This is a genomic window from Acinetobacter schindleri, from assembly GCF_010918895.1.
Taxonomy (GTDB): Bacteria; Pseudomonadota; Gammaproteobacteria; order Pseudomonadales; family Moraxellaceae; genus Acinetobacter; species Acinetobacter schindleri.
Genome location: NZ_CP044483.1, coordinates 977023 through 997323 on the forward strand (window position 1 = coordinate 977023; position 20301 = coordinate 997323).

Annotated in this window: 22 protein-coding genes; 6 read left to right on the plus strand and 16 right to left on the minus strand. The window is 42.3% G+C overall.

The window, feature by feature from the left end; genetic code table 11:
• Positions 1–268: 268 nt before the first annotated feature.
• The gene (locus tag FSC11_RS04735) at positions 269–2011 is read right to left on the minus strand and encodes an FAD-dependent monooxygenase (protein ID WP_163165444.1); all 1743 of its coding nucleotides are present in this window, start codon (positions 2009–2011) and stop codon (positions 269–271) included.
• Positions 2012–2181: 170 nt separating this feature from the next.
• Here FSC11_RS04735 and FSC11_RS04740 point away from each other — a divergent pair, with 170 nt between their 5' ends.
• The 3 genes from FSC11_RS04740 (at position 2182) to FSC11_RS04750 (ending at position 5016) form a co-directional block, all read left to right on the plus strand.
• The gene (locus FSC11_RS04740; RefSeq protein WP_163165446.1) at positions 2182–3063 is read left to right on the plus strand and encodes a LysR substrate-binding domain-containing protein; all 882 of its coding nucleotides are present in this window, start codon (positions 2182–2184) and stop codon (positions 3061–3063) included.
• A gap of 17 nt (positions 3064–3080) precedes the next feature.
• Positions 3081–3398: a YqfO family protein gene (locus FSC11_RS04745; protein WP_163165448.1), complete on the plus strand. Its 318-nt coding sequence runs from the start codon at positions 3081–3083 to the stop codon at positions 3396–3398.
• A gap of 148 nt (positions 3399–3546) precedes the next feature.
• Complete coding sequence (locus FSC11_RS04750; RefSeq protein WP_163165450.1) at positions 3547–5016, plus strand: carotenoid oxygenase family protein; 1470 nt, start codon at positions 3547–3549, stop codon at positions 5014–5016.
• A 269-nt stretch (positions 5017–5285) separates the two neighbouring features.
• Here FSC11_RS04750 and FSC11_RS04755 read toward each other — a convergent pair whose 3' ends face one another.
• Together FSC11_RS04755 and FSC11_RS04760 are read right to left on the minus strand one after the other, a co-directional pair.
• The gene (locus FSC11_RS04755; RefSeq protein ID WP_163165452.1) at positions 5286–6080 is read right to left on the minus strand and encodes a nitroreductase family protein; all 795 of its coding nucleotides are present in this window, start codon (positions 6078–6080) and stop codon (positions 5286–5288) included.
• Between the two features lie 73 nt (positions 6081–6153).
• A complete protein-coding gene (locus FSC11_RS04760) occupies positions 6154–6954 on the minus strand; it encodes an enoyl-CoA hydratase (RefSeq protein ID WP_163165454.1) in 801 nt (266 codons plus the stop codon).
• A 101-nt stretch (positions 6955–7055) separates the two neighbouring features.
• Here FSC11_RS04760 and FSC11_RS04765 point away from each other — a divergent pair, with 101 nt between their 5' ends.
• Both FSC11_RS04765 and FSC11_RS04770 read left to right on the plus strand, forming a co-directional pair.
• Positions 7056–7625: a nicotinate-nicotinamide nucleotide adenylyltransferase gene (locus FSC11_RS04765; RefSeq protein WP_005222785.1), complete on the plus strand. Its 570-nt coding sequence runs from the start codon at positions 7056–7058 to the stop codon at positions 7623–7625.
• Positions 7626–7672: 47 nt separating this feature from the next.
• Positions 7673–8233: a YceI family protein gene (locus tag FSC11_RS04770; protein ID WP_163165456.1), complete on the plus strand. Its 561-nt coding sequence runs from the start codon at positions 7673–7675 to the stop codon at positions 8231–8233.
• A 324-nt stretch (positions 8234–8557) separates the two neighbouring features.
• Here FSC11_RS04770 and FSC11_RS16115 read toward each other — a convergent pair whose 3' ends face one another.
• The 6 genes from FSC11_RS16115 to dapD all read right to left on the minus strand — a co-directional run bounded on the left by FSC11_RS16115 (position 8558) and on the right by dapD (position 12178).
• Positions 8558–8722 carry a type 2 periplasmic-binding domain-containing protein gene (locus FSC11_RS16115; RefSeq protein ID WP_171521701.1) on the minus strand — a complete coding sequence of 55 codons (165 nt, stop codon included), beginning with the start codon at positions 8720–8722 and terminating at the stop codon, positions 8558–8560.
• A gap of 135 nt (positions 8723–8857) precedes the next feature.
• Positions 8858–9316 (minus strand): peroxiredoxin, encoded by a 459-nt coding sequence (locus FSC11_RS04775; protein WP_103800258.1) that lies wholly within the window; start codon positions 9314–9316, stop codon positions 8858–8860.
• Positions 9317–9398: 82 nt separating this feature from the next.
• Positions 9399–9806, minus strand: a complete 408-nt coding sequence (locus FSC11_RS04780) for a hypothetical protein (RefSeq protein WP_163165458.1) — start codon at positions 9804–9806, stop codon at positions 9399–9401.
• A gap of 16 nt (positions 9807–9822) precedes the next feature.
• Positions 9823–10491, minus strand: a complete 669-nt coding sequence (gene queC, locus FSC11_RS04785; RefSeq protein ID WP_004815160.1) for a 7-cyano-7-deazaguanine synthase QueC — start codon at positions 10489–10491, stop codon at positions 9823–9825.
• A 30-nt stretch (positions 10492–10521) separates the two neighbouring features.
• The gene (queE, locus tag FSC11_RS04790) at positions 10522–11232 is read right to left on the minus strand and encodes a 7-carboxy-7-deazaguanine synthase QueE (protein WP_004815161.1); all 711 of its coding nucleotides are present in this window, start codon (positions 11230–11232) and stop codon (positions 10522–10524) included.
• Between the two features lie 124 nt (positions 11233–11356).
• Positions 11357–12178, minus strand: coding sequence for a 2,3,4,5-tetrahydropyridine-2,6-dicarboxylate N-succinyltransferase (gene dapD / locus FSC11_RS04795; protein ID WP_004815162.1), 822 nt, complete (start codon positions 12176–12178; stop codon positions 11357–11359).
• Positions 12179–12555: 377 nt separating this feature from the next.
• Between dapD and carO the strand changes: the two genes are divergently transcribed.
• Positions 12556–13254 carry an ornithine uptake porin CarO gene (gene carO, locus FSC11_RS04800; RefSeq protein WP_163165460.1) on the plus strand — a complete coding sequence of 233 codons (699 nt, stop codon included), beginning with the start codon at positions 12556–12558 and terminating at the stop codon, positions 13252–13254.
• 234 nt (positions 13255–13488) lie between these two features.
• On the opposite strand, the gene FSC11_RS04805 is transcribed toward carO, so the two are convergent.
• From FSC11_RS04805 to FSC11_RS04835, 7 genes are all read right to left on the minus strand, one after another.
• Positions 13489–14412, minus strand: a complete 924-nt coding sequence (locus FSC11_RS04805; RefSeq protein ID WP_004815164.1) for a CysB family HTH-type transcriptional regulator — start codon at positions 14410–14412, stop codon at positions 13489–13491.
• Positions 14413–14466: 54 nt separating this feature from the next.
• Positions 14467–15528: a sulfate/molybdate ABC transporter ATP-binding protein gene (locus FSC11_RS04810; protein WP_163165462.1), complete on the minus strand. Its 1062-nt coding sequence runs from the start codon at positions 15526–15528 to the stop codon at positions 14467–14469.
• 11 nt (positions 15529–15539) lie between these two features.
• Positions 15540–16433, minus strand: coding sequence for a sulfate ABC transporter permease subunit CysW (gene cysW / locus FSC11_RS04815; RefSeq protein WP_163165464.1), 894 nt, complete (start codon positions 16431–16433; stop codon positions 15540–15542).
• On the minus strand, positions 16430–17263 hold the full coding sequence (gene cysT, locus FSC11_RS04820) for a sulfate ABC transporter permease subunit CysT (RefSeq protein WP_004815168.1): 834 nt from the start codon (positions 17261–17263) through the stop codon (positions 16430–16432). Before cysT ends, cysW begins: the two co-directional genes overlap by 4 nt.
• A gap of 86 nt (positions 17264–17349) precedes the next feature.
• The gene (locus tag FSC11_RS04825; protein ID WP_163165466.1) at positions 17350–17955 is read right to left on the minus strand and encodes an RBBP9/YdeN family alpha/beta hydrolase; all 606 of its coding nucleotides are present in this window, start codon (positions 17953–17955) and stop codon (positions 17350–17352) included.
• A 31-nt stretch (positions 17956–17986) separates the two neighbouring features.
• Positions 17987–19000, minus strand: coding sequence for a sulfate ABC transporter substrate-binding protein (locus tag FSC11_RS04830; RefSeq protein ID WP_163165468.1), 1014 nt, complete (start codon positions 18998–19000; stop codon positions 17987–17989).
• Between the two features lie 177 nt (positions 19001–19177).
• A complete protein-coding gene (locus FSC11_RS04835) occupies positions 19178–20185 on the minus strand; it encodes a sulfate ABC transporter substrate-binding protein (protein WP_163165470.1) in 1008 nt (335 codons plus the stop codon).
• Between the last annotated feature and the right edge of the window lie 116 nt (positions 20186–20301).

A 20301-nucleotide genomic window follows, 5' to 3' on the forward strand; every position in this document is an offset into this window, starting at 1 on the left:
TTTTTCATTTTTGATTTTATGTGTGTATTACTTTTAATGAAGCGTCTTGGTTACTTTGAAGAATGAGAAATATATTCCGTAAAGTAACCAAAATCCTTTGTTAGCCTGATGGGCATCTATGTCCTACGAGTTGACGAGTGGCATCTATGCCGTAGGGTATTTGTAAAATAATGAGATATTAGGGAAAAGATGTATGATCTTAATGATCGACAACTGTGATTCTTTTACCACTAATAAAGAAAAACCACCCGAAGGTGGCTCTTTATCTCTAAACAGTTAATTGAATCTGTTTCAACACCGCCTTCAGTGTATTCACAAAATCAAACTGATCATTGGTACTGTCCTGATAACGCCATGCCACATAACCATCCGGACGAACCAGAATTGCACCAGAGTCATGAATTTCAGACTTGGCATTCCAGGTACCATACACATCGCGGTAGTCACGTGAACCGATCTGAATGACATCCAAATAAGGTAAGTTCAGTGATTCGGTCGCCTGTTTCCAGCCTTTACCCGATAAACCAGTCAGCAGGGTAAAACGACCTTTACCGGTAATATCCAGGGTGGACTGCTTTTGACCATTGGCATTAACCAGCCAGGTATGTGGCACTTTAGCACCCGGACGTGTTGTTGCTTGCAGATAAAGCTGCTGATCACGCTCAAATCTTTCAGGCTCAGCTTCGCTAATGACTGCATTAGAGGTATAGCGCTGATTTAACTCTACACCTTGCGCATTAAACTCATAGTTTTTAACTGCCAATGCTTTAAACAGCTTTTGACGGATTTCAGCACCTTGCTCATCTTCAGCAAAGATACGTTCCAGCATTTGTTTTTGTGTAGCCACGCCTTGATCAAAACCAAAGACTTCTTTCAGGTATTTATAGTCAAAACGTGACTGGTTCGCTCGCGACACGATCTGTTTGCCCACAGGTGCACGTTCAGTTGTATAGGAATCCAGCAGGGAAGGCGCAGCCCAGCCCTTGACCGCATAAGCCAGTTTCCAGCCCAGGTTAAAGGCATCCTGCATACAGGTATTCGAACCTAAACCACTGGATGGTGGATGACGATGCACTGCATCTCCGCCACAGAACACACGGCCTTTGGAATATTCGGTTGCCCAGGTCTGGTTCACATACCAGTAAGACAGTTTTTGAATTTCGACATCTTCTACTTCAGCACCAACAAATGTATTGAGACGTGCCCGAACCTGTTCTTCAGTGACTTGTGGCTCACCTTTGGAAATGTCAAAGCCCCAGCCCATAATCCATTCATTCCATGGTGTAATGGCACGCAGTAAGCCCATACCAAGATCACCAAAACTCGCTTCCGGATTGACAATCCATTGTAGGATGGCAGGGCGGTGCTGCACATATTTAGTCAAATCAGCCTTAAAGGTCACATACACTGTACCGGCACGGGCCATGACACCTTCCAATAGCAAACCAAGTTGTTCCAGTACGCGTGACTTGGCACCATCCATACCGACCAGATATTTCGCTCTTAAGCTAAATTCAGTATTGGTAATCCGGTTCAGGAAAGTTGCTGTGACGCCATCTTCATCCTGTACATGAGAGAAATATTCAGTATTAAAGTTATAAATGGCGCCACGTTCACCAGCATTCTTCACCAGTAAAGCTTCCATTTTTGGCTGAATCAGATCAACCAGTGGGCATGGACTGCCTTTGATATAGTCACCATGACGTTCATCACCGGTACCCCAGGCACTCATGCGCGCAATTTCTTCGCCAACCAGGCTGGTAGTAATCAGGCTTTCACCCATTTGTTCCCAAGGTGTAGCAATTTCTTTGACCTGTTCTTCAACTCCTAAATCACGTAATACCTCCATGGCACGTTGGTTAGTAATATGTGCGCGTGGACTATTGGCCAGCCAGCTAAACTGGGTAAACAGTTGTACCTTGATACCATAATTGGCCAAAGCCAAACCCAATGTTGAACCTGCAGGACCGGTACCAATGATCAAAACATCAGTGTCATAATGCTGTGTCATACAAGACTCCATGTATATGCGTGAAGAACAAGCCATCTATATGGTCATGCAGTCTAGTAAAACAGGATCTGTTCATATAGCGATATTCATATAAACTATCGACCTATTCTTATTTGCAATGCGCGGGTCATAATCTTAAGATGCTGACCTGATCAGAAACCGGGCAGCTTATGGAACTTCGACATTTACGCTATTTTATGACTGTGGCGCAGCAACAAAGTTTTACCAAGGCTGCCGAAAAGCTGTTTACCGCTCAACCGTCATTAAGCCAGCAAATTAAGGATCTGGAACAGGAAGTTGGGGTAAACCTGTTTGATCGTTCATCCAGAAAAGTCAAACTTACCGATGAAGGGCGGGCTTTTCTGATCTATGCGGAAAAAGCACTGGAAAATGCCAAGCTGGCAGTGGCAGCAGCACGCCAAGTCGCACAGCAAAAAAATAATCAGATTCATATTGGCTTTCTGAATGTTGCAGAAATCAAGGTGATGCCTCAGATTCTGGCCCAGCTTAAAAAAACCATGCCGGACTTAAAAATTCACTTGCATAGCCTGACCTGTATGGAGCAGATTCAGCGGCTAAAAAATGCTGAACTGGATTTATGTATTACCCGTTTTCATCTGGATCATCCAGATTTTGACAATATTCATTTATTGACCGAACAGATTTACTTGCTAGCTGCTCAGCATTTGCATCCTACAGATCGAATCCTGAAACTACAGGAACTGAAAAATCACAATATAATTATGTGTGAGCAGAATGCATCACCCGTGTTTTATGAAAAGCTGGATCAGTTGCTCAATATTGATCAGCTAGAACATGAACAGCTACTGTGGGTGACCAATGTGTTGCAACACATCAATTTGACCAATATGGGAATGGGTTTTAGTTTTGCTCCTGAGTATTTACTGAGATTTTTGAATGATCATGTGAAAATCATCCAGACGGATCAGGTGCTCCCAAAACTAGGCTTGTATGCAACATTTAACAAGAATTCTCAAAATCCTGCATTGAAGATAATTACCCAAGCCCTTAAAAATACAATAAATATCTGAATTTCAGGAAAGAATATATGTTAAAGCTGATTTATTACGTACCGGACGAAAATCTGGAAGACACTAAAAATGCAGTCTTTGCAGCAGGAGGCGGTGGCATTGGGGAATATACCAATTGCGCTTGGCAGGTTTTAGGAACCGGACAGTTTAAGCCGCAAGAAGGTGCAGATCCTCATATTGGTGAAGTCGGTAAAATGGAACAGGTAGAGGAATGGCGGGTAGAAATTCTGGTGCCAGATGAAAAGGCAGTCGAGGTCGCTAAAGCCTTAAAAGACAGCCATCCTTATGAAGAGCCAGCTTTTGAGTTTATCCAGCTGCTGGATATCAAAGTCTAAACCTCAAAGTATTATTCATATCATATTCATTACGGCGTGTTCATCCTGGCGCGCCATCAGTCTACATTTAAAAAACAGTCAAACTGCTTTTGTTATTATAAAATTTGCCATAGCACTCCACATAAAAAATACAATAAGGAAAATAACAATGCAGTGGCCAAAACCGCTGAGCAGAATGCTCAAAAATACGCTTAGTAAATCCATTCAATACAGTGCAGAAATTCTGCATAGTCGTACTCCCTATTCCAATGATAATCCTTATCTGGATGGTATATTTGCTCCGCAACGGCAGGAGCATTTCTCTACTCAACTCATGGTAGAAGGACAGATTCCGGCAGAACTCGATGGTGCACTAATGCGGATTGGCCCAAATCCAATTCTGGTCAAAAATCCCAGAAATTATCATTGGTTCACTGGCGATGGCATGATTCATGCCTTGAGACTGAAAGGCGGTAGGGCACATTGGTATAAAAGCAGTTACGTCGGAGTTGCCAGCGTGCAGAAGAAACTTCACCGACCACTGATTCCAGGCAAAACGCGAGGTGTTGCTGATGCCGTGAATACCAATGTTATTAACTTTGCCGGAAAAATCTGGGCTTTAGTTGAAGCGGGTGCTTATCCAGTTGAAGTCAATAGTAAGCTGGAATCCGAACGACATCATCTTTTTGAAAATGAAGAGGATTTACCATTCACAGCTCATCCGCATGTTGATCCAGAAACAGGGGATATTCATGCAGTTTGCTATGATGCCTTGAGTCAAAATAAAGTTTTTTATCTGCATATAGATTCGCACGGTAAATTGAAACACCAGGTGGAGATTCCAGTGAAACATGGACCGATGATTCATGATTGTGCTATTACCAAATCTCAGGTGCTGATTCTGGATCTGAATGTAAATTTCTCGGTTCGCAGTGCTTTAAAAGGTTCAATGCTGCCTTATCAATGGAATCCAAAACGACAGGCACGTATAGGTGTATTACCTTTTGGTGGCAAAGTCACTGACATGCGCTGGTATGAGATTGATCCCTGTTTTATTTTTCATACCGTGAATGCCTATGACCTGAATACTGGCGATATAGTGATGGATGCGGTAGTACACTCCAAAGCATTGATCCGCTCGATTCAGGGACCGATCGAAGATCAGGATATACGACTAGAGCGCTTTATTTTTGAACAAGGAACGGGAAAAGTGACACGTACCGTATTATCAAATATCAAGCAGGAATTTCCACGGATTAATGAAGCATTTATTGGACGACAGTATCGTTATATCTATAGTATTTCTTTTGGTGAATTTGACGATCCTTCCCATGTCAGCTGCAATACGGTGATGTGTTTTAATTTAAGAACCAGAACCACAGAAAGTTACTCCTTTGGAGAAAACTGGGTCACTGGTGAGGCAGTCTTTGTCGCACAGGAAAATGCTCAGGCAGAAAATGATGGCTGGTTAATGTCTTATATCCATGCTTTAGATTGTAGCCCCTCGAAAGTGGTAATTCTGGATGCCCAGCATATTACAGAAGGACCCATTGCAACGATTCATTTACCAGTTCGGGTACCGGTTGGATTTCATTGTAACTGGATTGATTATCGGAAATTAAGAGCGAACTATTCTTAAAAAATCATTTAGCATCGACTTGTATTTGCTCTAAATAGATTTCTTCCTTTTCGCCATCCGCGTATCAAATATTATTTCTTTTCAAAATAGTAGTGAATTTACATTGAGGTGACATGGATGTCACCTGCCAGACAGAGGTTCAAGGATGAACCTTCTGTCTGGCAATGGCTTTGGTTACTTTGGCCTGTCAAAGTAACGAACATGCCTACGCGTATATCAGTTGATTTAAGAAAACAGTTGAGGCCGTAATATTCATTCAATAAACGTACTTAAATCTTCTGAATAAACAACTCACGATCAAAACGGTACTGCGGGAAGAACACACCATCTTTAGCACGTTCACCTGCACCAATCACCATGACCGGATACTGTTCGTCATTTAATTCCAGAATTTCACGAACCATCGGCTCATCGAAGCCTTCCATCATACAGCTATCAAAACCATAAGCGCGTAAAGCTAAAACCAGATTTTCACATGCCAGCGCCTTGGTTTTAGTCGCCCATAGTTTTGCATCAGCGGGGCTGAAAGCAGAAACTGGCATCTGCTTATCCAGAGTACGGGCTACTTTGAAAGCGACTTTCTTAAAGTTACCAAAGGCATTCAGATAACCTGTCTTGTAGTTATAGGGAATGTACTTATAGTACTTTTTGATTGCTGGAGGCGCCTCAGGAAATGGAAACTCACTAATATTCAGTTTCGCCATTTCATCAATGCGGTCAGTACGTGCAATACAAACAATCAATTCAGAAGCCGTTTTAGCCGCCAGTTGGCTCATGCAGGCTTTCACTAGATGCTTTTTCTTGGACGGGTTCTGCACAACATAAAATGTCCATGGCTGCAGATTTGATGAATTTGGTGCCAGTAGTGCCAGATCCAGACAGGCATCCAGTACCTCAGCAGGGATTGGTTTTTTGGTAAATTTACGCACTGAACGGCGGCTTTCAATGACCTTACGGAAATTCTCTACATCAATATCCTGTGGTGCTGGCTCGTAATAACGTTTCTTGTCAGGATTTGAACTATCGGTTGTTTGAGAAGTCGTTTGGGAGTTTTCATTTGTCATAAGCTGGATTCTTTCAAAAATATAAAAGATTGAGGCAGTCTAAACTGCCTCAATTAAAAGATAAGTTTCAGAATTAGTTGAATTGTGTGAAATCAGGTTTCCGTTTTTGCATAAAGGCCTGAACTGCTTCCATCATTTCAGGTGAGCCTACACGCTTCATAAAGATTTCTGCCTCATCATCAATACATTCAATAATTTCAGCCAGATTATGCTTCATTAGTGCTTTGGTCTGCTTAATAGACGCCAATGGCAAAGCAGCAAGAGTTTGAGCCTGTTTTTGTGCAGCTGCATACACATCTTCTTCGATGCTATTGATCAAACCCGCACTTAAGGCTTTTTCACTATTAAATCTTTGAGCTGTCAGGAGCAGTTCAGCAGCTTTGTGATAGCCAGCCTGTTGTACCAGCAGTTTGCTTGATGCACCTTCAGGAGACAGGCCAAGGCTGACAAATGGAATCTGGAACAGGGCCGTATTGTCGCTATACACCAGATCGGCGTGCAGCAGAATCGTTACCCCGATGCCAATGGCAACACCACGCACTGCAGCGATCAACGGCTTGGAGAATTTTGCAGCAGACTTCAACAGGACAAATGGCGGTGTATCACCGGCTTTACCCTGTAAAGGCGTCTGGATGAACTTCATAAAGTCCTGCATGTCATTGCCGGCACTAAAGTCCGCATCCTGACCACGCAAAATCACCACACGCACGCTACTATCCTGATCCGCTTCATCCAGGGCCTGAGCAATCCATAAGTAAAGCTCGCCATAGAGCGCATTTTTCGCTTCAGGACGGTGAATGGCTAAGGTCAGTATGCCATTGTCTAAATTTGCATTTAAATGCTGATGCGGTTGTTGAATACAGCTCAGTGTCATCGTACTATCCTTGCTTTATTAATATGAATTTATTGGCGCTTATTATGTCGTAAAAATTTCCCTACGACATAACTGATGCGTTCATAAAAGTAAGATGTGCTATGAAATATAAATTTGATTATCTGGTTTTTATTGGTCGCTTCCAGCCTTTTCATCTGGCACATATGCAAACCATTAAAATTGCTTTGCAGCAAAGCCAGCAGGTGATTCTGGCTTTAGGATCAGCGCAGCAGGAACGTAATATCAAAAACCCATTTCTAGCCTCTGAACGTGAAGAAATGATCCTGTCGAATTTTTCCGAAGCAGATCAAAAGCGTATTAAATTCGTACATGTCATTGATGTCTATAATGATGAAAAATGGCAAAAACTGGTAAAATTACTGGTTGCCGGAGTGGCAGAGCTAAATGCCAAAGTTGGTCTGATTGGACATTTTAAAGATGAGTCCTCTTATTATTTAAGACTGTTCCCAGAATGGGAAATGGTGGAACTAGACAGTCTAGTCGGTGCCATTTCAGCAACACCATTACGGGAAGCCTATTATCGTGGTGACATTATGGAATCAGCATTTCCTTTAGGAACCAGCGAGTTTTTACATAAGTTTAAAAATACTGAGACTTATCAACAATTGGCACACAAGTTTAAAACGAATGATAAAACGAATCTGAGCTAAAACTGTTTTAAGGTGAGGAGTTCATTTGATTGTTAGGGAGCAACACAATGAATCTTATCCTAAAAAATATAGCCTATGCAGGATGCCTTTCAGTAGTAAGTATATCAGCAGCCTACGCCAGCTGGAGCTTGACGCCTAAAAGTAGTGTGGGTTTTAGTATTAATTCATTGGGTTTGACTGTCGTAAAGGGAAGTTTTCAGCAATTCCAGGCCTCGATGCAGTTTGATCCTCAAAAACCACAACAGGCTTCAACTGAATTTACCATGCAGGTGGATAGCCTGCAGCTGTCCAAGCCAAGTCTAAAAAATATGATTATGGGTGAGGATTTGTTTGATGCTTCACGTTATAAAACTGTGAATTTTAAAAGTACCCAGTTTAAACCAAATGGAACGAATCGCTATCAAGTATTGGGTAATTTGACTTTACGGGGTGTGACGCGTCCAGTTGTTTTTGATACCACGCTAACACCAAATAAAACCAACCCGAATCTACTTGATGTAAATTCGAAAACAGTGATTAACCGTTCAGATTTTGGTATGAAAAAAGCCACGGCTGGTGTAGGTGAAAAGGTTAATATTCATCTGATCGGGCAGTGGAAAGCCTCATAATTTAGCTGTTCATTTCTTTGAATGTGGCAGAGCAGTCTAAATTGGAATGGAATAATTTAAATGTTACTCTGCCTGTTCTAGAATAGTTTGGGTGAGTTGTTGTAAAGCTTGTGACTGCTGTTTCCAGTGATGCCACTACAGTTTCACATCTGTTCTGCATTCTGGAAGGATTTTTAACAAAGCGTTTTGTTGAAACCGATCTAAAATCTAATAATCCGGCACCAGACCATAACCCAGTCCGGTAAAGACTGCTTCTGCAAAAGTAGTCGAAGAAGGAATATAGTAAGAAGGATAGCTTTGTTGAAAAAGACCGTAATGAGTCAGTCAAGCTTTATCATGCATGTGATCCTGATCATTATAAATAATCGCAGGGGCCTTACGTAGAGACTCGCGATGGATGCCTTGACCAAACCATCGCTGAAAAAATGCAGGTGTCGCTACCATTCTATAACGCATAGCACCAATCAGTTGAGCCTGACAGCCTTTCATGGCTTGTTGCTGTGAACTGATATCTTGATGTACTGATTGCGATGGTAATGTGGGGGAGTTGCAGTATCCCTGATCTTTGTGTGAGTGATAAAAAATGAGTCTAATTGGGACTCATTTTTTTATATCAAATAGATTTTAAGCTGCTTGGAGTGCTTTTAAATCTTCTAAAACCTGTTCAGCATGACCCGCTGCTTTTACTTTACGGTATTCCTTCACCAGTTTGCCATTATGGAAAATGAAAGTAGAACGCTCAATGCCCATAACTTTTTTGCCATACATGTTCTTTTCTTTAATCACGTCAAAATGATTGCAGAGTAGTTCTTCTTTATCACTGATCAGGTTGATGCTAAGGTTCTGCTTTTCCGTAAAGTTTTGGTGAGCTTTAACTGAATCGCGTGATACTCCCAGAATTGTTGTATTTAGTGCATCAAACTGGTCTTTTAAACAGGAAAAACCAACAGCTTGTGTAGTACAACCTGGGGTGGAGTCTTTTGGATAAAAATAGATGATTAACCACGCTGCATCTAATTGAGCCAAGTTGATTTCACCAGTCGTAGTAGGGAAAAAATGGTCAAGCAAGCCGATCTCAGACATAAAAAACTCCATTGCTGTTGTAATTTTCACAAAAAAATAAGCCACATTATAGTGGCTTATTTATGCAAAGAATAATCAGAAATTATTTTTTGGCAGCAGCAGCTTTTTGGGCCTGTTCAGTTAAGGTTTTTAACTTACCGGTTAACTGTGGACCAAAACATGTTTGCAAATCTTTATTTTGCTTTTGTACAAAAGCTAAAGTTGCTGGACTTTTCTTCTGGTTAATCGTGCTTTGAATTTCCCATTTCTGTGCATTGGTTAATTTACCATCTGCTTCAACAGCACAAGTACAATATTTGCTCACTTCAGAGCTGGTCAGCTGTTTGCCTTTGCCAGTTTCTTCTTTACAAACATTGATCAGAGCAGCTTTAATATTGGTACTTTTGTAAGCATTTTGCAGTTTGCTGTCATCTGCTTGAGCAGTAGTTGCAAACAGCGCAGCGGCTGAAACTAAAGCTGAAAGAACAATATTTGACTTAAAATTTTTCATAAACTTTACCTTGTTATTACGGTATATAACGTGTCGGATCTTCAACACCTGCATCTGCAAAACCTTGTTTACGCAGACGGCAACTGTCACATGTACCACAAGCACGTCCTTGGTCATCTGCCTGGTAGCAAGATACCGTTTGGCTATAGTCTACGCCATGATCAAGACCTAAGCGAATGATATTTGCTTTGGATAAATGTAACAGAGGTGTTTCAAATTTGAGCGCTTGACCTTCTACACCGACCTTGGTTGCAAGGCGTGCCATATTGGCAAAGGCTTCAATAAATTCAGGACGACAGTCAGGATAACCGGAATAATCGACGGCATTAATTCCGATCACAATTGCTTCTGCACCAAAAACTTCAGCTGCAGCCAGTGCATAAGACAAGAAAATTGTATTGCGTGCTGGGACATACGTCACAGGAATACCTTCCTGAAGTTGGTCTGGCACATCAATACTGTGATCAGTCAGGGCAGAGCCACCGAGGTTGCCTAAGTCAATATTGATGACACGATGTTCCACACCTGCACGACCAGTCAAAGCTCTTGCTGCATCAAGTTCAGTGGTCGAACGCTGGCCATACATAAAACTTAAAGCAATACATTCGTAGCGTGCCTGCGCCCAGGCTAAACACGTGGTTGAGTCTAATCCGCCAGATAACAATACAATGGCACGAGGGCGCATAGCTAAATCTCCAAAATATTTGATAAATAATTAACGACCAGTTTCGTCATTCCATAACAGTTTATGTAACTGTAGCTGGAAGCGAACAGGGAGATGGTCTTCTAAAATCCATTGGGCCAGATCACGTGCCAGCTGTGGCATACGCGCCGTACCTTTTTCAACTTCAAAAGCAGGCGAGAACCAGACCGTACTGACTTTTTCATTAAGCTGGTACTGTTCAACCTGCTGTTTGGACCATTCATAATCTTCACGATTACAGATTACGAACTTGATCTGATCGTGCTGGGTTAAATGGTCGAGATTGGAAAGCAAATTTCGTGCAACTTCACCCGAAGTTGGCGTTTTCAAGTCTAATACTTTTGATACACGAGGGTCTACCTTAGACACATCCAGCGCACCGCTGGTTTCCAAGGAGACTTCACAGCCTGCATCGGCCAGGCGCTGCATTAACGGCAAGGCATTCGGCTGCGCCAGTGGTTCTCCACCAGTCACGCAGATATAAGGTGTCTTAAAATCGAGTGTGGTTTGAATGATTTCTTCTAAAGATTTACGCTCACCACCTTCAAAAGAATAGGTAGTATCGCAATAGGTACAACGCAGTGGACAACCCGTCAAACGGATAAAGACTGTTGGCAGACCAGCTGTATTGGCTTCACCTTGTAATGAATAAAAGATCTCCGTGATGCGTAAACCCGCAGACGGATCAGAAACAGGGATAGCAGAAGATCGAAGCGTACTCATAACAAAATTAACCAGGGAAGAAAGAACAATGTATAAAAATAAAAATCCCTACGATCATTACTAACCGTAGAGACGAAGAGCGACTAAAGCTCTGAGGAACATTAAGTTCCTAAAAAGTTAAGACTTAGTCTTCACGCAACAGATCGTTCAGGCTAGTTTTCGCACGTGTTTTCGCGTCAACTTTTTTCACGATCACAGCAGCGTACAGGCTGTATTTACCGCATTTAGAAGGAAGGCTGCCAGATACAACGACTGAACCAGCAGGTACACGGCCGTAGTGGATTTCGCCAGTTTCACGGTCATAAATCTTGGTGGATTGACCAATAAATACGCCCATAGAAATCACAGAGCCTTCTTCTACGATTACGCCTTCTACGATTTCAGAACGTGCACCGATAAAGCAGTTGTCTTCGATAATGGTTGGGTTTGCTTGAAGTGGCTCAAGAACACCACCAATCCCTACACCACCTGAAAGGTGAACATTTTTACCGATTTGCGCACATGAACCTACAGTTGCCCATGTATCAACCATCGTACCTTCATCAACATACGCACCGATGTTCACATAAGAAGGCATCAATACCACATTTTTCGCCTGGTAAGAACCTTTACGTGCTACAGCAGGTGGTACTACACGTACACCAGCAGCTTTGAACTGTTCTTCAGTCCAGTCACCAAATTTAGTATCTACTTTGTCATAGAAGCGAAGATCACATGCTTCCATTGGTTTGTTGTCATTCAGTTTGAAAGACAACAATACAGCTTTCTTAATCCATTGATGAACAACCCATTCACCATCGATTTTTTCAGCTACACGTAAAGAGCCATTGTCCAGGCCAGCAATTACTTCCTCAACTGCTTGACGAACTTCAGCAGGACAATCCGCTGCTGTGAAATTCGCACGGTCTTCAAACGCTTGTTCAATGATTGTTGAAAGCTGAGACATGATCTTCCTTCCAGAAAAAAAATTTCCAAGATTTTACACTATATTGAGCAAAGATTAGATGGAAAACACGACTTGTATCAAAATTAATTCTTCCGAATTATGGAGAAAATGGATGTGTCAAGTTTCATTAAAAAATTAATGAATATTATATTTATATAGCTCATGATTTAATCAATAAACAGAAAATTTCCCGTAAAAGCATCCAATTAAGGTGACTGTGCAAAAAACCTCATGAAAATCATATAAAAGGCATCAAATGTATCAAAAGTTTACATAAACTCAGCAAAACTTGAATAAAGAGTGATCAGATTGTGAATTAAGATGCAGGCATAACGAAGAGTAAAAACGTTAAAAATAATTTTTTTGAGGAGACATAGATGAAAACTTTTGCTAAATATTTTGCGCTGTCTGTACTTGCTGCAGCAACCACTTCTGTCATGGCAGCTGATGAAGTCATTGTAACCGATGAAGGCGTTGCTGAATTCTCTTTCTTTAAGCCAGCATCTGTACGTGCTGAAGTCGGTACTACTGGTTACGGTGGTGCAATCTCTTGGAGCGCTAACCCATATGTAGGTGTAACCTTAGGTTATAACGGCGGTGATATCTCTTGGTCAGACGATGTTGAAGTAGACGATGTGAACTATGATGTAGACATGGACAATAATTTGACTTATTTAAATGCAGAAATTCGTCCTTGGGCTAACTGGTTCTATATGGCATTTGGGGTAGGGTATCTTGATCAACAATATGGTTTATTAGCACGTAATGATGGCGGTACTATTGAAGTAAATGGTGAAAATACAGGTCTAGAGCGATTAGGTTATGATCTAGATTACAGTAATAAAATTGCCCCTTATGTAGGTATCGGTTTCTCTCCAGCAATTACTAATCGTTGGGGCTTGTTTGGAGAATTAGGAGCGTATTATGCCGGTAATCCAACCGTTACCAATGTAAATTATTATGGTGGAACTCCAACTGATGTTGCTCTAGTAGAAGAGCACATTAATGAAGTACGTAATGATGATAAATACGAATGGCTTCCAGTAGCTAAACTGGGTGTAAGCTTCCGCTTCTAATGATTAGATTCAAGAAAAAACGAGCTTCGGCTCGTTTTTTTATATCTATCAAGTTATTAAATTAATTTAAGTGTTTAATCTTACTTCAATAAATCAAGCTAAAAATCCAGAAGCTTCTTAGTTTTTAAATATTATTTTAAAGTTCAATTATGCCTGTATTTTGAACCTACTCATTTCAAACAAACATAAAAAAGAGGCTAAAAAGCCTCATTTCATCTATTTAGATTTTATAGATTAGTCATCCGGATAAGCCACTTTTTTTAATGCTCGAATGTCTGCATCTGGAGAGCAAAGCGAGATAAATTCGTAGCCATAACCACGTAATAAATGGCCTTTACGTACAGCAATCCATGTGGTATTTACACCAAAAATATCAGTTTTAATCTGTTTTAAGCGATAATCACGTTCTGGGTCGTATGCCACATCATTGACAATACCGACCCCCATATTCAGCTCTACATAAGTTTTGATTACGTCGGCATCTAGGGCGGACATTACAATATCCACATCAAAACCCGCTTCTTCAAAAGCGGTATCAATTTTAGAGCGACCTGTAAAACCACCGTGATAAGTGATGATCGGATAATTCGCCAGATCTTCAATACGGATATTATCTTTCTTGGTTAATGGGTGGTTTTGAGGCGTGATAATGCTGTGTTGCCAGTTATAGTACGGCACACTGGCCAGGTTATCTTCAGTCGTTAAGGCTTCAGTCGCAATCCCGATGTCTGCTTCACCTTGTAGCAGCATTTCGGTAATTTCAACCGGACTGGCCTGTTGCAGAATCAGATGAACTTTTGGAAATTCTTTTTTAAACTGATTCACGATCGGCGGTAATACATAACGTGCCTGGGTATGCGTTGTCGCAATGGTCAATGTCCCTTCATCAACCTTGTTAAAGTCATCTGCCAGACGTTTGATATTGTCAGCATCGACCAGCATGCGTTCCACAATTCCGAGCAGTGCCTGACCTGGTTCAGTCAAACCGAGTAGACGCTTACCTTTACGAATGAACAGCTGTACACCAAGTTCATCTTCTAGGTCTTTAATATGCTTACTCACACCCGATTGTGAGGTATACAGTGCTGCAGAAGCTTCAGTTAAATTAAAGTTTTGACGAACAGTTTCTCGAATAATTCTTAATTGTTGGAAATTCATTTTCTATATACCCTATAAGCGGATGGGGCTGAAATGGCCCCATCTGAATGTGTCTTAAGCAACCTGATTCGCAAATAAATGCAGGTTAAGTGGACTTAACCATACAGTCTGATTTGGTCGGAATTGATGCGCTCGCGCTTCTTCCGGTGTTAGTGAAATTTCAATCAGGTTACCCTGACGGTCCTTCAGTTCTGCAACGACTTTACCGGCAATCCATAATTCACGAATAAAGGTCGCCTGAATTGCATTGTCCTGTGGCTGAGCAGAGATACGCAGTTCATCAGGACGGGCAAATACAATGACATCACCTTGTGGATGTTGTTGTGCCGCAGCAAATTGGATGCGATCTTCACCCAACTGAATGATGCCGCCATTATTCTGACCTTCGAAACGGTTGGCTTGACCCAAGAAGTCGAACACGAATGGCGTTTTCGGAGTTTCATATACTTCACGTGGTGAACCAATCTGTTCGACATTCCCTTTGTTCATCACCACAATTTGATCTGCAACTTCCAGTGCCTCTTCCTGATCATGCGTCACGAAAATAGAAGTGATATGCAGCTCATCATGCAGGGTACGTAACCAGCGACGCAGTTCTTTACGCACTTTGGCATCTAGCGCACCAAAAGGTTCATCTAGTAATAGTACGCGTGGTTCAACCGCTAGGGCACGCGCAAGCGCAATACGCTGACGCTGACCACCAGACAATTGAGCAGGGTAGCGATCTGCTAGGAAGCCAAGTTGTACCAGATCCAGTAAACGGGTGACACGTTTCTTGATTTCAGTCTCTGATGGACGGGTTGAACGTGGGCGAACACGTAAACCAAATGCCACGTTGTCATACACTGTCATATGACGGAATAGCGCATAGTGCTGGAAGACAAAACCGACTTCACGTTCACGCACATGAACATTGGTTGCATCCTGACCTTCTAGAATGACCTGACCACCATCTGCAGATTCAAGACCAGCAATAATACGCAGCAGAGTGGTTTTACCACAGCCTGAAGGACCCAAAAGTGCAACTAGCTGGCCATCCGGGAAATCCAGGGAAATATTATTCAGTGCATGGAATGCACCAAAGTGTTTTTCAATATTTTTAACTTGAATACTCATGTGGGCATTCCTTAAGAAACTGTTAAATCGTCATTACGTTTGTTTTGTTTTTCCTGGCGCATTTCTACCCAGGTTTTAAGCACCAGGGTTACAATTGCGAGGAGAGCCAGGAGCGAAGACACAGCAAACGCAGCACTAAAGGTATATTCGTTATAGAGAATTTCGACATGTAGCGGCAAAGTATTGGTTTCACCGCGGATATGACCAGATACTACCGATACCGCGCCGAACTCACCCATGGCACGTGCATTACACAGAATTACGCCATAGATCAGACCCCATTTAATGTTTGGCAGAGTCACTTTCCAGAAGGTTTTCCAGCCTGATGCACCGAGTACAATTGCAGCCTCTTCTTCTTCGGTGCCTTGAGCTTCCATTAAAGGAATCAATTCACGCGCTACGAAAGGTACCGTAATAAAGATGGTGGCCAAAACAATTGCGGGTACGGCATACAGGATCTTAATGTCATTATCCATTAACCAGCTGCCCATCCAGCCTTGGGTACCGAAAATCAGCACCAGCATCATACCGGCGATGACCGGTGATACCGAGAAGGGTAGATCGATAATCGTGGTCAGAATGGACTTGCCCGGGAAGTTAAACTTCGCCACTGACCAGGCAGCAGCCACACCAAATACCACGTTTAACGGTACTGCAATTGCAGCAGTTAATAGTGTTAGTTTTACCGCAGATAATGTGTCTGGATGAACCAGTGCCTGAGTATATACCCCGACGCCTTGCTTGAACGCTTCAACAAAGACCAATACCAGCGGCAGAATCAGGCAGCTTAAGAAGAAGATCAGGGCAATGGTGAGCAGGGTATAACGTACCCATTTTGGCTCGCGAGTTGCATCACGGGATTGCAGCTTTTCAGCAAGTGCATTGCTGTTGGTATTTAAACTCATCGTGCAGTTCTCCCTGTGCGACGGCTAGCCCAAGCTTGTAACAAGTTAATCAGGAACAGCATCACAAATGAAATCAATAGCATCACGACAGCAATCGTGGTTGCACCCGCATAGTCATATTCTTCCAGACGCGAGATAATCATGAGAGGAGCAATTTCCGTTTTAAACGGCTGGTTACCGGCAATAAAGATGACCGAACCGTATTCACCCACGCCACGTGCAAATGCCAGTGCAAAGCCTGTAATCAATGCGGGTAGCAGAATCGGGAAAATAATTTTGGTCACGATTTGGAAGCGGTTTGCCCCGAGCGCAGAAGCAGCTTCCTCAAGTTCAGTTTCCAGATCAGACAGTACCGGTTGAACCGTACGCACCACAAAAGGAATCCCAATAAAGATCAGCGCCAGCGTAATACCTATTGGGGTATAAGCCACTTGAATACCTATTGGTTCCAGATACTGACCGATCCAGCCTGTAGGTGCATACAGTGAAGTTAATGCAATACCGGCTACGGCAGTCGGCAGGGCAAATGGTAAATCTACCAGAGCATCAATAATACGTTTACCTGGGAAGCTATACCGTACCAGACACCAAGCCAGTAATAGACCAAAAACAACATTGATCAGGGCTGCGATAATGGCGGCACTAAAACTCAGCTGAAGTGACTTGAGAATACGTTCAGAGCTCAGGATTTCCCATAAGCCATCCCAGCCAATGCCAAGTGATTTAATAAATACGGCAGACAGCGGAATAAGAACGATTAATGACAAATACGCTAGGGTAAAGCCTAGAGATAGACCAAATCCTGGCAGCACTCGGGATCGCTGCGACATGATTACTCCTCAAAAGAGAGAATGCTGATTGAAGACAACCAGCGAATATTAAAAATGAAATTTGCGACAAGCATAATTTGCAACATCTAAAATGCAAATTTAAAAAAATACTTGCCTTCATCAGCATTACTGATATGTTGCATCGACATCTCTGAATTCAGGTATTGTTTAATTTCAGGGAAGGGGCCAAAGCCCGAAGCAACATTGACATGACCGACGGCGCCCAGATTAACCGGCTGGATTTTCCAGGATTTGGCAAAAGCATGTGCATCTTCAAAATTCAGCCAAGGATCATTTTCACTGATCAGCATGATGGTCGGAACCTGAAGCTTGAGCTGATGGAAATAAGCGCTGTAATCTGTTTGGCTATCACGTGCAAAGCCATTTTCACCAAAACGGGCCGGATTGGCCGGAGCCACCAGAACCAGCTTTTTAATTTTTCGACAAAGTTCTGGATGCTGGTCAAGCGCTGCAAGACTGGTCAGGCAGCCAAAGCTGTGCGCTACGATTTCAATATCATCTTCAATCTGCTGTACAGATTTGACAAACTGCGTTACCCAGGTACTCAGTACCGGATGGTTCCAGTCTTGCTGTTGAACACGGGAGCATTGCATCAGGCCACGTTGTAACCAGGATTGCCAGTGATCATGTTCACTGCCACCAACACCTGGAACAATGAGGGTATGTATCATGTGAATGCTCCTTGTCTGTTCAATACAAAACTTATTTTGCTGTATTGGCTTTTACGATTTGATCGAAAATTCCACCATTTTCAAAGTGAGCTTTTTGCACTTTGTCCCAACCTCCAAATTCCTGATCAATCGTCACCAGTTTTAGTGGCTTGAAGACCTGACTGTACTTTGCCAATACTTTTTCATTGCGTGGGCGGTAGAAGTTACGTGCTGAAATTTCTTGACCTAGTGGTGAGTAGAGGAAGTTCAGGTAACCTTGTGCCAGGTATTTGTTGCCTTTTTTCGCTACTGTTTTTTCTACGATCGCAACTGGTGGTTCAGCCAGAATAGACAGAGAAGGTGTGATGATTTCAAACTTGCCGGGTTGTTCACGAAGTGCCAGATGCGCTTCATTTTCCCACGCCAGTAATACGTCACCGATACCGCGTTCAGCAAATGTCGTTGTTGAACCACGTGCACCTGAATCTAGGACTTTGGTCTGCTTATAGATTTTGCGAACAAATTCTTGTGCCTTGGCATCATTACCGCCTGGGAGGTGTTTTGCATAAGCCCAAGCTGCCAGATAATTCCAACGCGCCCCACCAGAGGTTTTCGGATTTGGTGTAATGATTGCGACATTAGGTTTAACCAGATCGCCCCAGTCTTTAATGTTTTTTGGATTGCCTTTACGCACCAGAAATACGATGGTTGATGTATACGGTGTAGAATTGTGAGGCAATTTTTTTTGCCAGTCCGCAGGGAGTAATTTGGCTTTTTCTGCAATAACGTCAATATCAGCAGCCAGTGCTAATGTCACTACATCAGCTTGCAGACCATCAATCACAGCACGTGCCTGTTTACCAGAACCACCGTGTGACTGTTTAAAGTTAATAGTTTGGCCGGTACGGCTTTTCCAGTATTTGCCAAATTCTTTATTGACGTCTTCATAGAGTTCACGCGTCGGATCATAAGAGACATTCAGAAAATCCCGCGCTGCTGCACCAAAAGAAGTTGCTGAAACAACAGCAGCCAAAACCCCAATTTTTAATTTTGTTGTAATGCTCATGTGAACCTCAAACTCTTACACGTTTTGTAACATGAGTGAAGAATAAACTTATTCTTTATGCATAAAAAATAATTAAAAATGAATTTTATATGAAAATAAAAGATAAGTGGATAGGTAAGTATTTGAAAGAAAAATGGCCTTATTAAATAAGGCCATTAACGCTGCATTTATAAGACTTTATTTTGCACTGTTCGCTTTTACTATCTGGTCAAAGATACCGCCATTGTCAAAGTGTTGCTTCTGAACCTTAGTCCAGCCTCCAAATTCTTTATCAATCGTAACCAGTTTTAGTGATTTAAATACATGACTGTATTGCTTTAACACGGCTGCATTACGAGGACGATAGAAGTTCTTTGCTGCAACTGCTTGGCCAGCAGGTGAGTACAGATAGTTGAGGTAGGCTTTAGCCAGATTTTCATTACCATCTTTCTTGGCATTCTTTTCTACAATTGCCACAGGTGGTTCAGCCAGAATAGACAGAGAAGGCGTGATGATTTCAAACTTGCCGGGTTGTTCACGAAGTGCCAGATGTGCTTCATTTTCCCAAGCCAGCAATACATCACCAATGCCGCGTTCAGCAAATGTCGTTGTTGCACCACGCGCACCAGAATCCAGTACTTTGGTCTGTTTATAAATCTGGCGAACGAATTCTTGTGCCTTGGCATCATTACCCCCTGGCTGGTGTTTTGCCCATGCCCAAGCTGCCAGGTAGTTCCAGCGCGCGCCACCAGAAGTCTTCGGGTTTGGCGTAATGATATCTACACCCGGTTTAACCAGATCGCCCCAGTCCTTAATGCCTTTCGGATTGCCTTTTTTGACTAAGAAAACAATTGTTGAGGTATATGGTGTCGAGTTTTGCGGGAATTTCTTCTGCCAGTCTGCCGGTAATAGGCCACGTTTAGCAATTTCATCAATATCTGCTGCCAGAGCCAGTGTAACGACATCTGCATCCAGACCATCAATCACGGCACGTGCCTGTTTGCCTGAACCGCCATGTGATTGTTTAAAATTAATATCTTGGCCAGTAGATTTTTTCCAGTAAGCACTGAATTCTTTGTTAAAGTTGTCGTACAATTCGCGAGTTGGGTCATAGGATACATTTAAAAAATCCTTTGCAGACACACTAAATGCAGTCGCTGAAATCAGTGCTGCAAGTACCCCAATTTTTAATTTACGGACGTTCATATTTGCCTCAAGTGTTCTTGGTTTTTATTGGATGAGGCAAGAATAGCTGGAGTTTTTTTACATAAAAAATAATTAAAAAAGAATTTTATGTGAGTAAAACAGATATGTGGATGCAG

What these genes read in the sequence shown, in the direction of transcription:
- FSC11_RS04750 (WP_163165450.1), top strand. Translation starts at nt 3,547, where the DNA reads ATGCAGTGGCCAAAACCGCTGAGCAGAATGCTCAAAAATACGCTTAGT.
- FSC11_RS04810 (WP_163165462.1), bottom strand. Translation starts at nt 15,528, where the DNA reads ATGAGTATTCAAGTTAAAAATATTGAAAAACACTTTGGTGCATTCCAT.
- FSC11_RS16115 (WP_171521701.1), bottom strand. Translation starts at nt 8,722, where the DNA reads ATGAAAGGCTGTCAGGCTCAACTGATTGGTGCTATGCGTTATAGAATG.
- FSC11_RS04760 (WP_163165454.1), bottom strand. Translation starts at nt 6,954, where the DNA reads ATGACACTGAGCTGTATTCAACAACCGCATCAGCATTTAAATGCAAAT.
- FSC11_RS04835 (WP_163165470.1), bottom strand. Translation starts at nt 20,185, where the DNA reads ATGAACGTCCGTAAATTAAAAATTGGGGTACTTGCAGCACTGATTTCA.
- FSC11_RS04830 (WP_163165468.1), bottom strand. Translation starts at nt 19,000, where the DNA reads ATGAGCATTACAACAAAATTAAAAATTGGGGTTTTGGCTGCTGTTGTT.
- carO (WP_163165460.1), top strand. Translation starts at nt 12,556, where the DNA reads ATGAAAACTTTTGCTAAATATTTTGCGCTGTCTGTACTTGCTGCAGCA.
- FSC11_RS04780 (WP_163165458.1), bottom strand. Translation starts at nt 9,806, where the DNA reads ATGAAAAATTTTAAGTCAAATATTGTTCTTTCAGCTTTAGTTTCAGCC.
- FSC11_RS04770 (WP_163165456.1), top strand. Translation starts at nt 7,673, where the DNA reads ATGAATCTTATCCTAAAAAATATAGCCTATGCAGGATGCCTTTCAGTA.
- cysW (WP_163165464.1), bottom strand. Translation starts at nt 16,433, where the DNA reads ATGAGTTTAAATACCAACAGCAATGCACTTGCTGAAAAGCTGCAATCC.
- queE (WP_004815161.1), bottom strand. Translation starts at nt 11,232, where the DNA reads ATGAGTACGCTTCGATCTTCTGCTATCCCTGTTTCTGATCCGTCTGCG.
- FSC11_RS04825 (WP_163165466.1), bottom strand. Translation starts at nt 17,955, where the DNA reads ATGATACATACCCTCATTGTTCCAGGTGTTGGTGGCAGTGAACATGAT.
- cysT (WP_004815168.1), bottom strand. Translation starts at nt 17,263, where the DNA reads ATGTCGCAGCGATCCCGAGTGCTGCCAGGATTTGGTCTATCTCTAGGC.
- FSC11_RS04755 (WP_163165452.1), bottom strand. Translation starts at nt 6,080, where the DNA reads ATGACAAATGAAAACTCCCAAACGACTTCTCAAACAACCGATAGTTCA.
- FSC11_RS04775 (WP_103800258.1), bottom strand. Translation starts at nt 9,316, where the DNA reads ATGTCTGAGATCGGCTTGCTTGACCATTTTTTCCCTACTACGACTGGT.
- FSC11_RS04745 (WP_163165448.1), top strand. Translation starts at nt 3,081, where the DNA reads ATGTTAAAGCTGATTTATTACGTACCGGACGAAAATCTGGAAGACACT.
- FSC11_RS04740 (WP_163165446.1), top strand. Translation starts at nt 2,182, where the DNA reads ATGGAACTTCGACATTTACGCTATTTTATGACTGTGGCGCAGCAACAA.
- FSC11_RS04765 (WP_005222785.1), top strand. Translation starts at nt 7,056, where the DNA reads ATGAAATATAAATTTGATTATCTGGTTTTTATTGGTCGCTTCCAGCCT.
- FSC11_RS04805 (WP_004815164.1), bottom strand. Translation starts at nt 14,412, where the DNA reads ATGAATTTCCAACAATTAAGAATTATTCGAGAAACTGTTCGTCAAAAC.
- dapD (WP_004815162.1), bottom strand. Translation starts at nt 12,178, where the DNA reads ATGTCTCAGCTTTCAACAATCATTGAACAAGCGTTTGAAGACCGTGCG.
- FSC11_RS04735 (WP_163165444.1), bottom strand. Translation starts at nt 2,011, where the DNA reads ATGACACAGCATTATGACACTGATGTTTTGATCATTGGTACCGGTCCT.
- queC (WP_004815160.1), bottom strand. Translation starts at nt 10,491, where the DNA reads ATGCGCCCTCGTGCCATTGTATTGTTATCTGGCGGATTAGACTCAACC.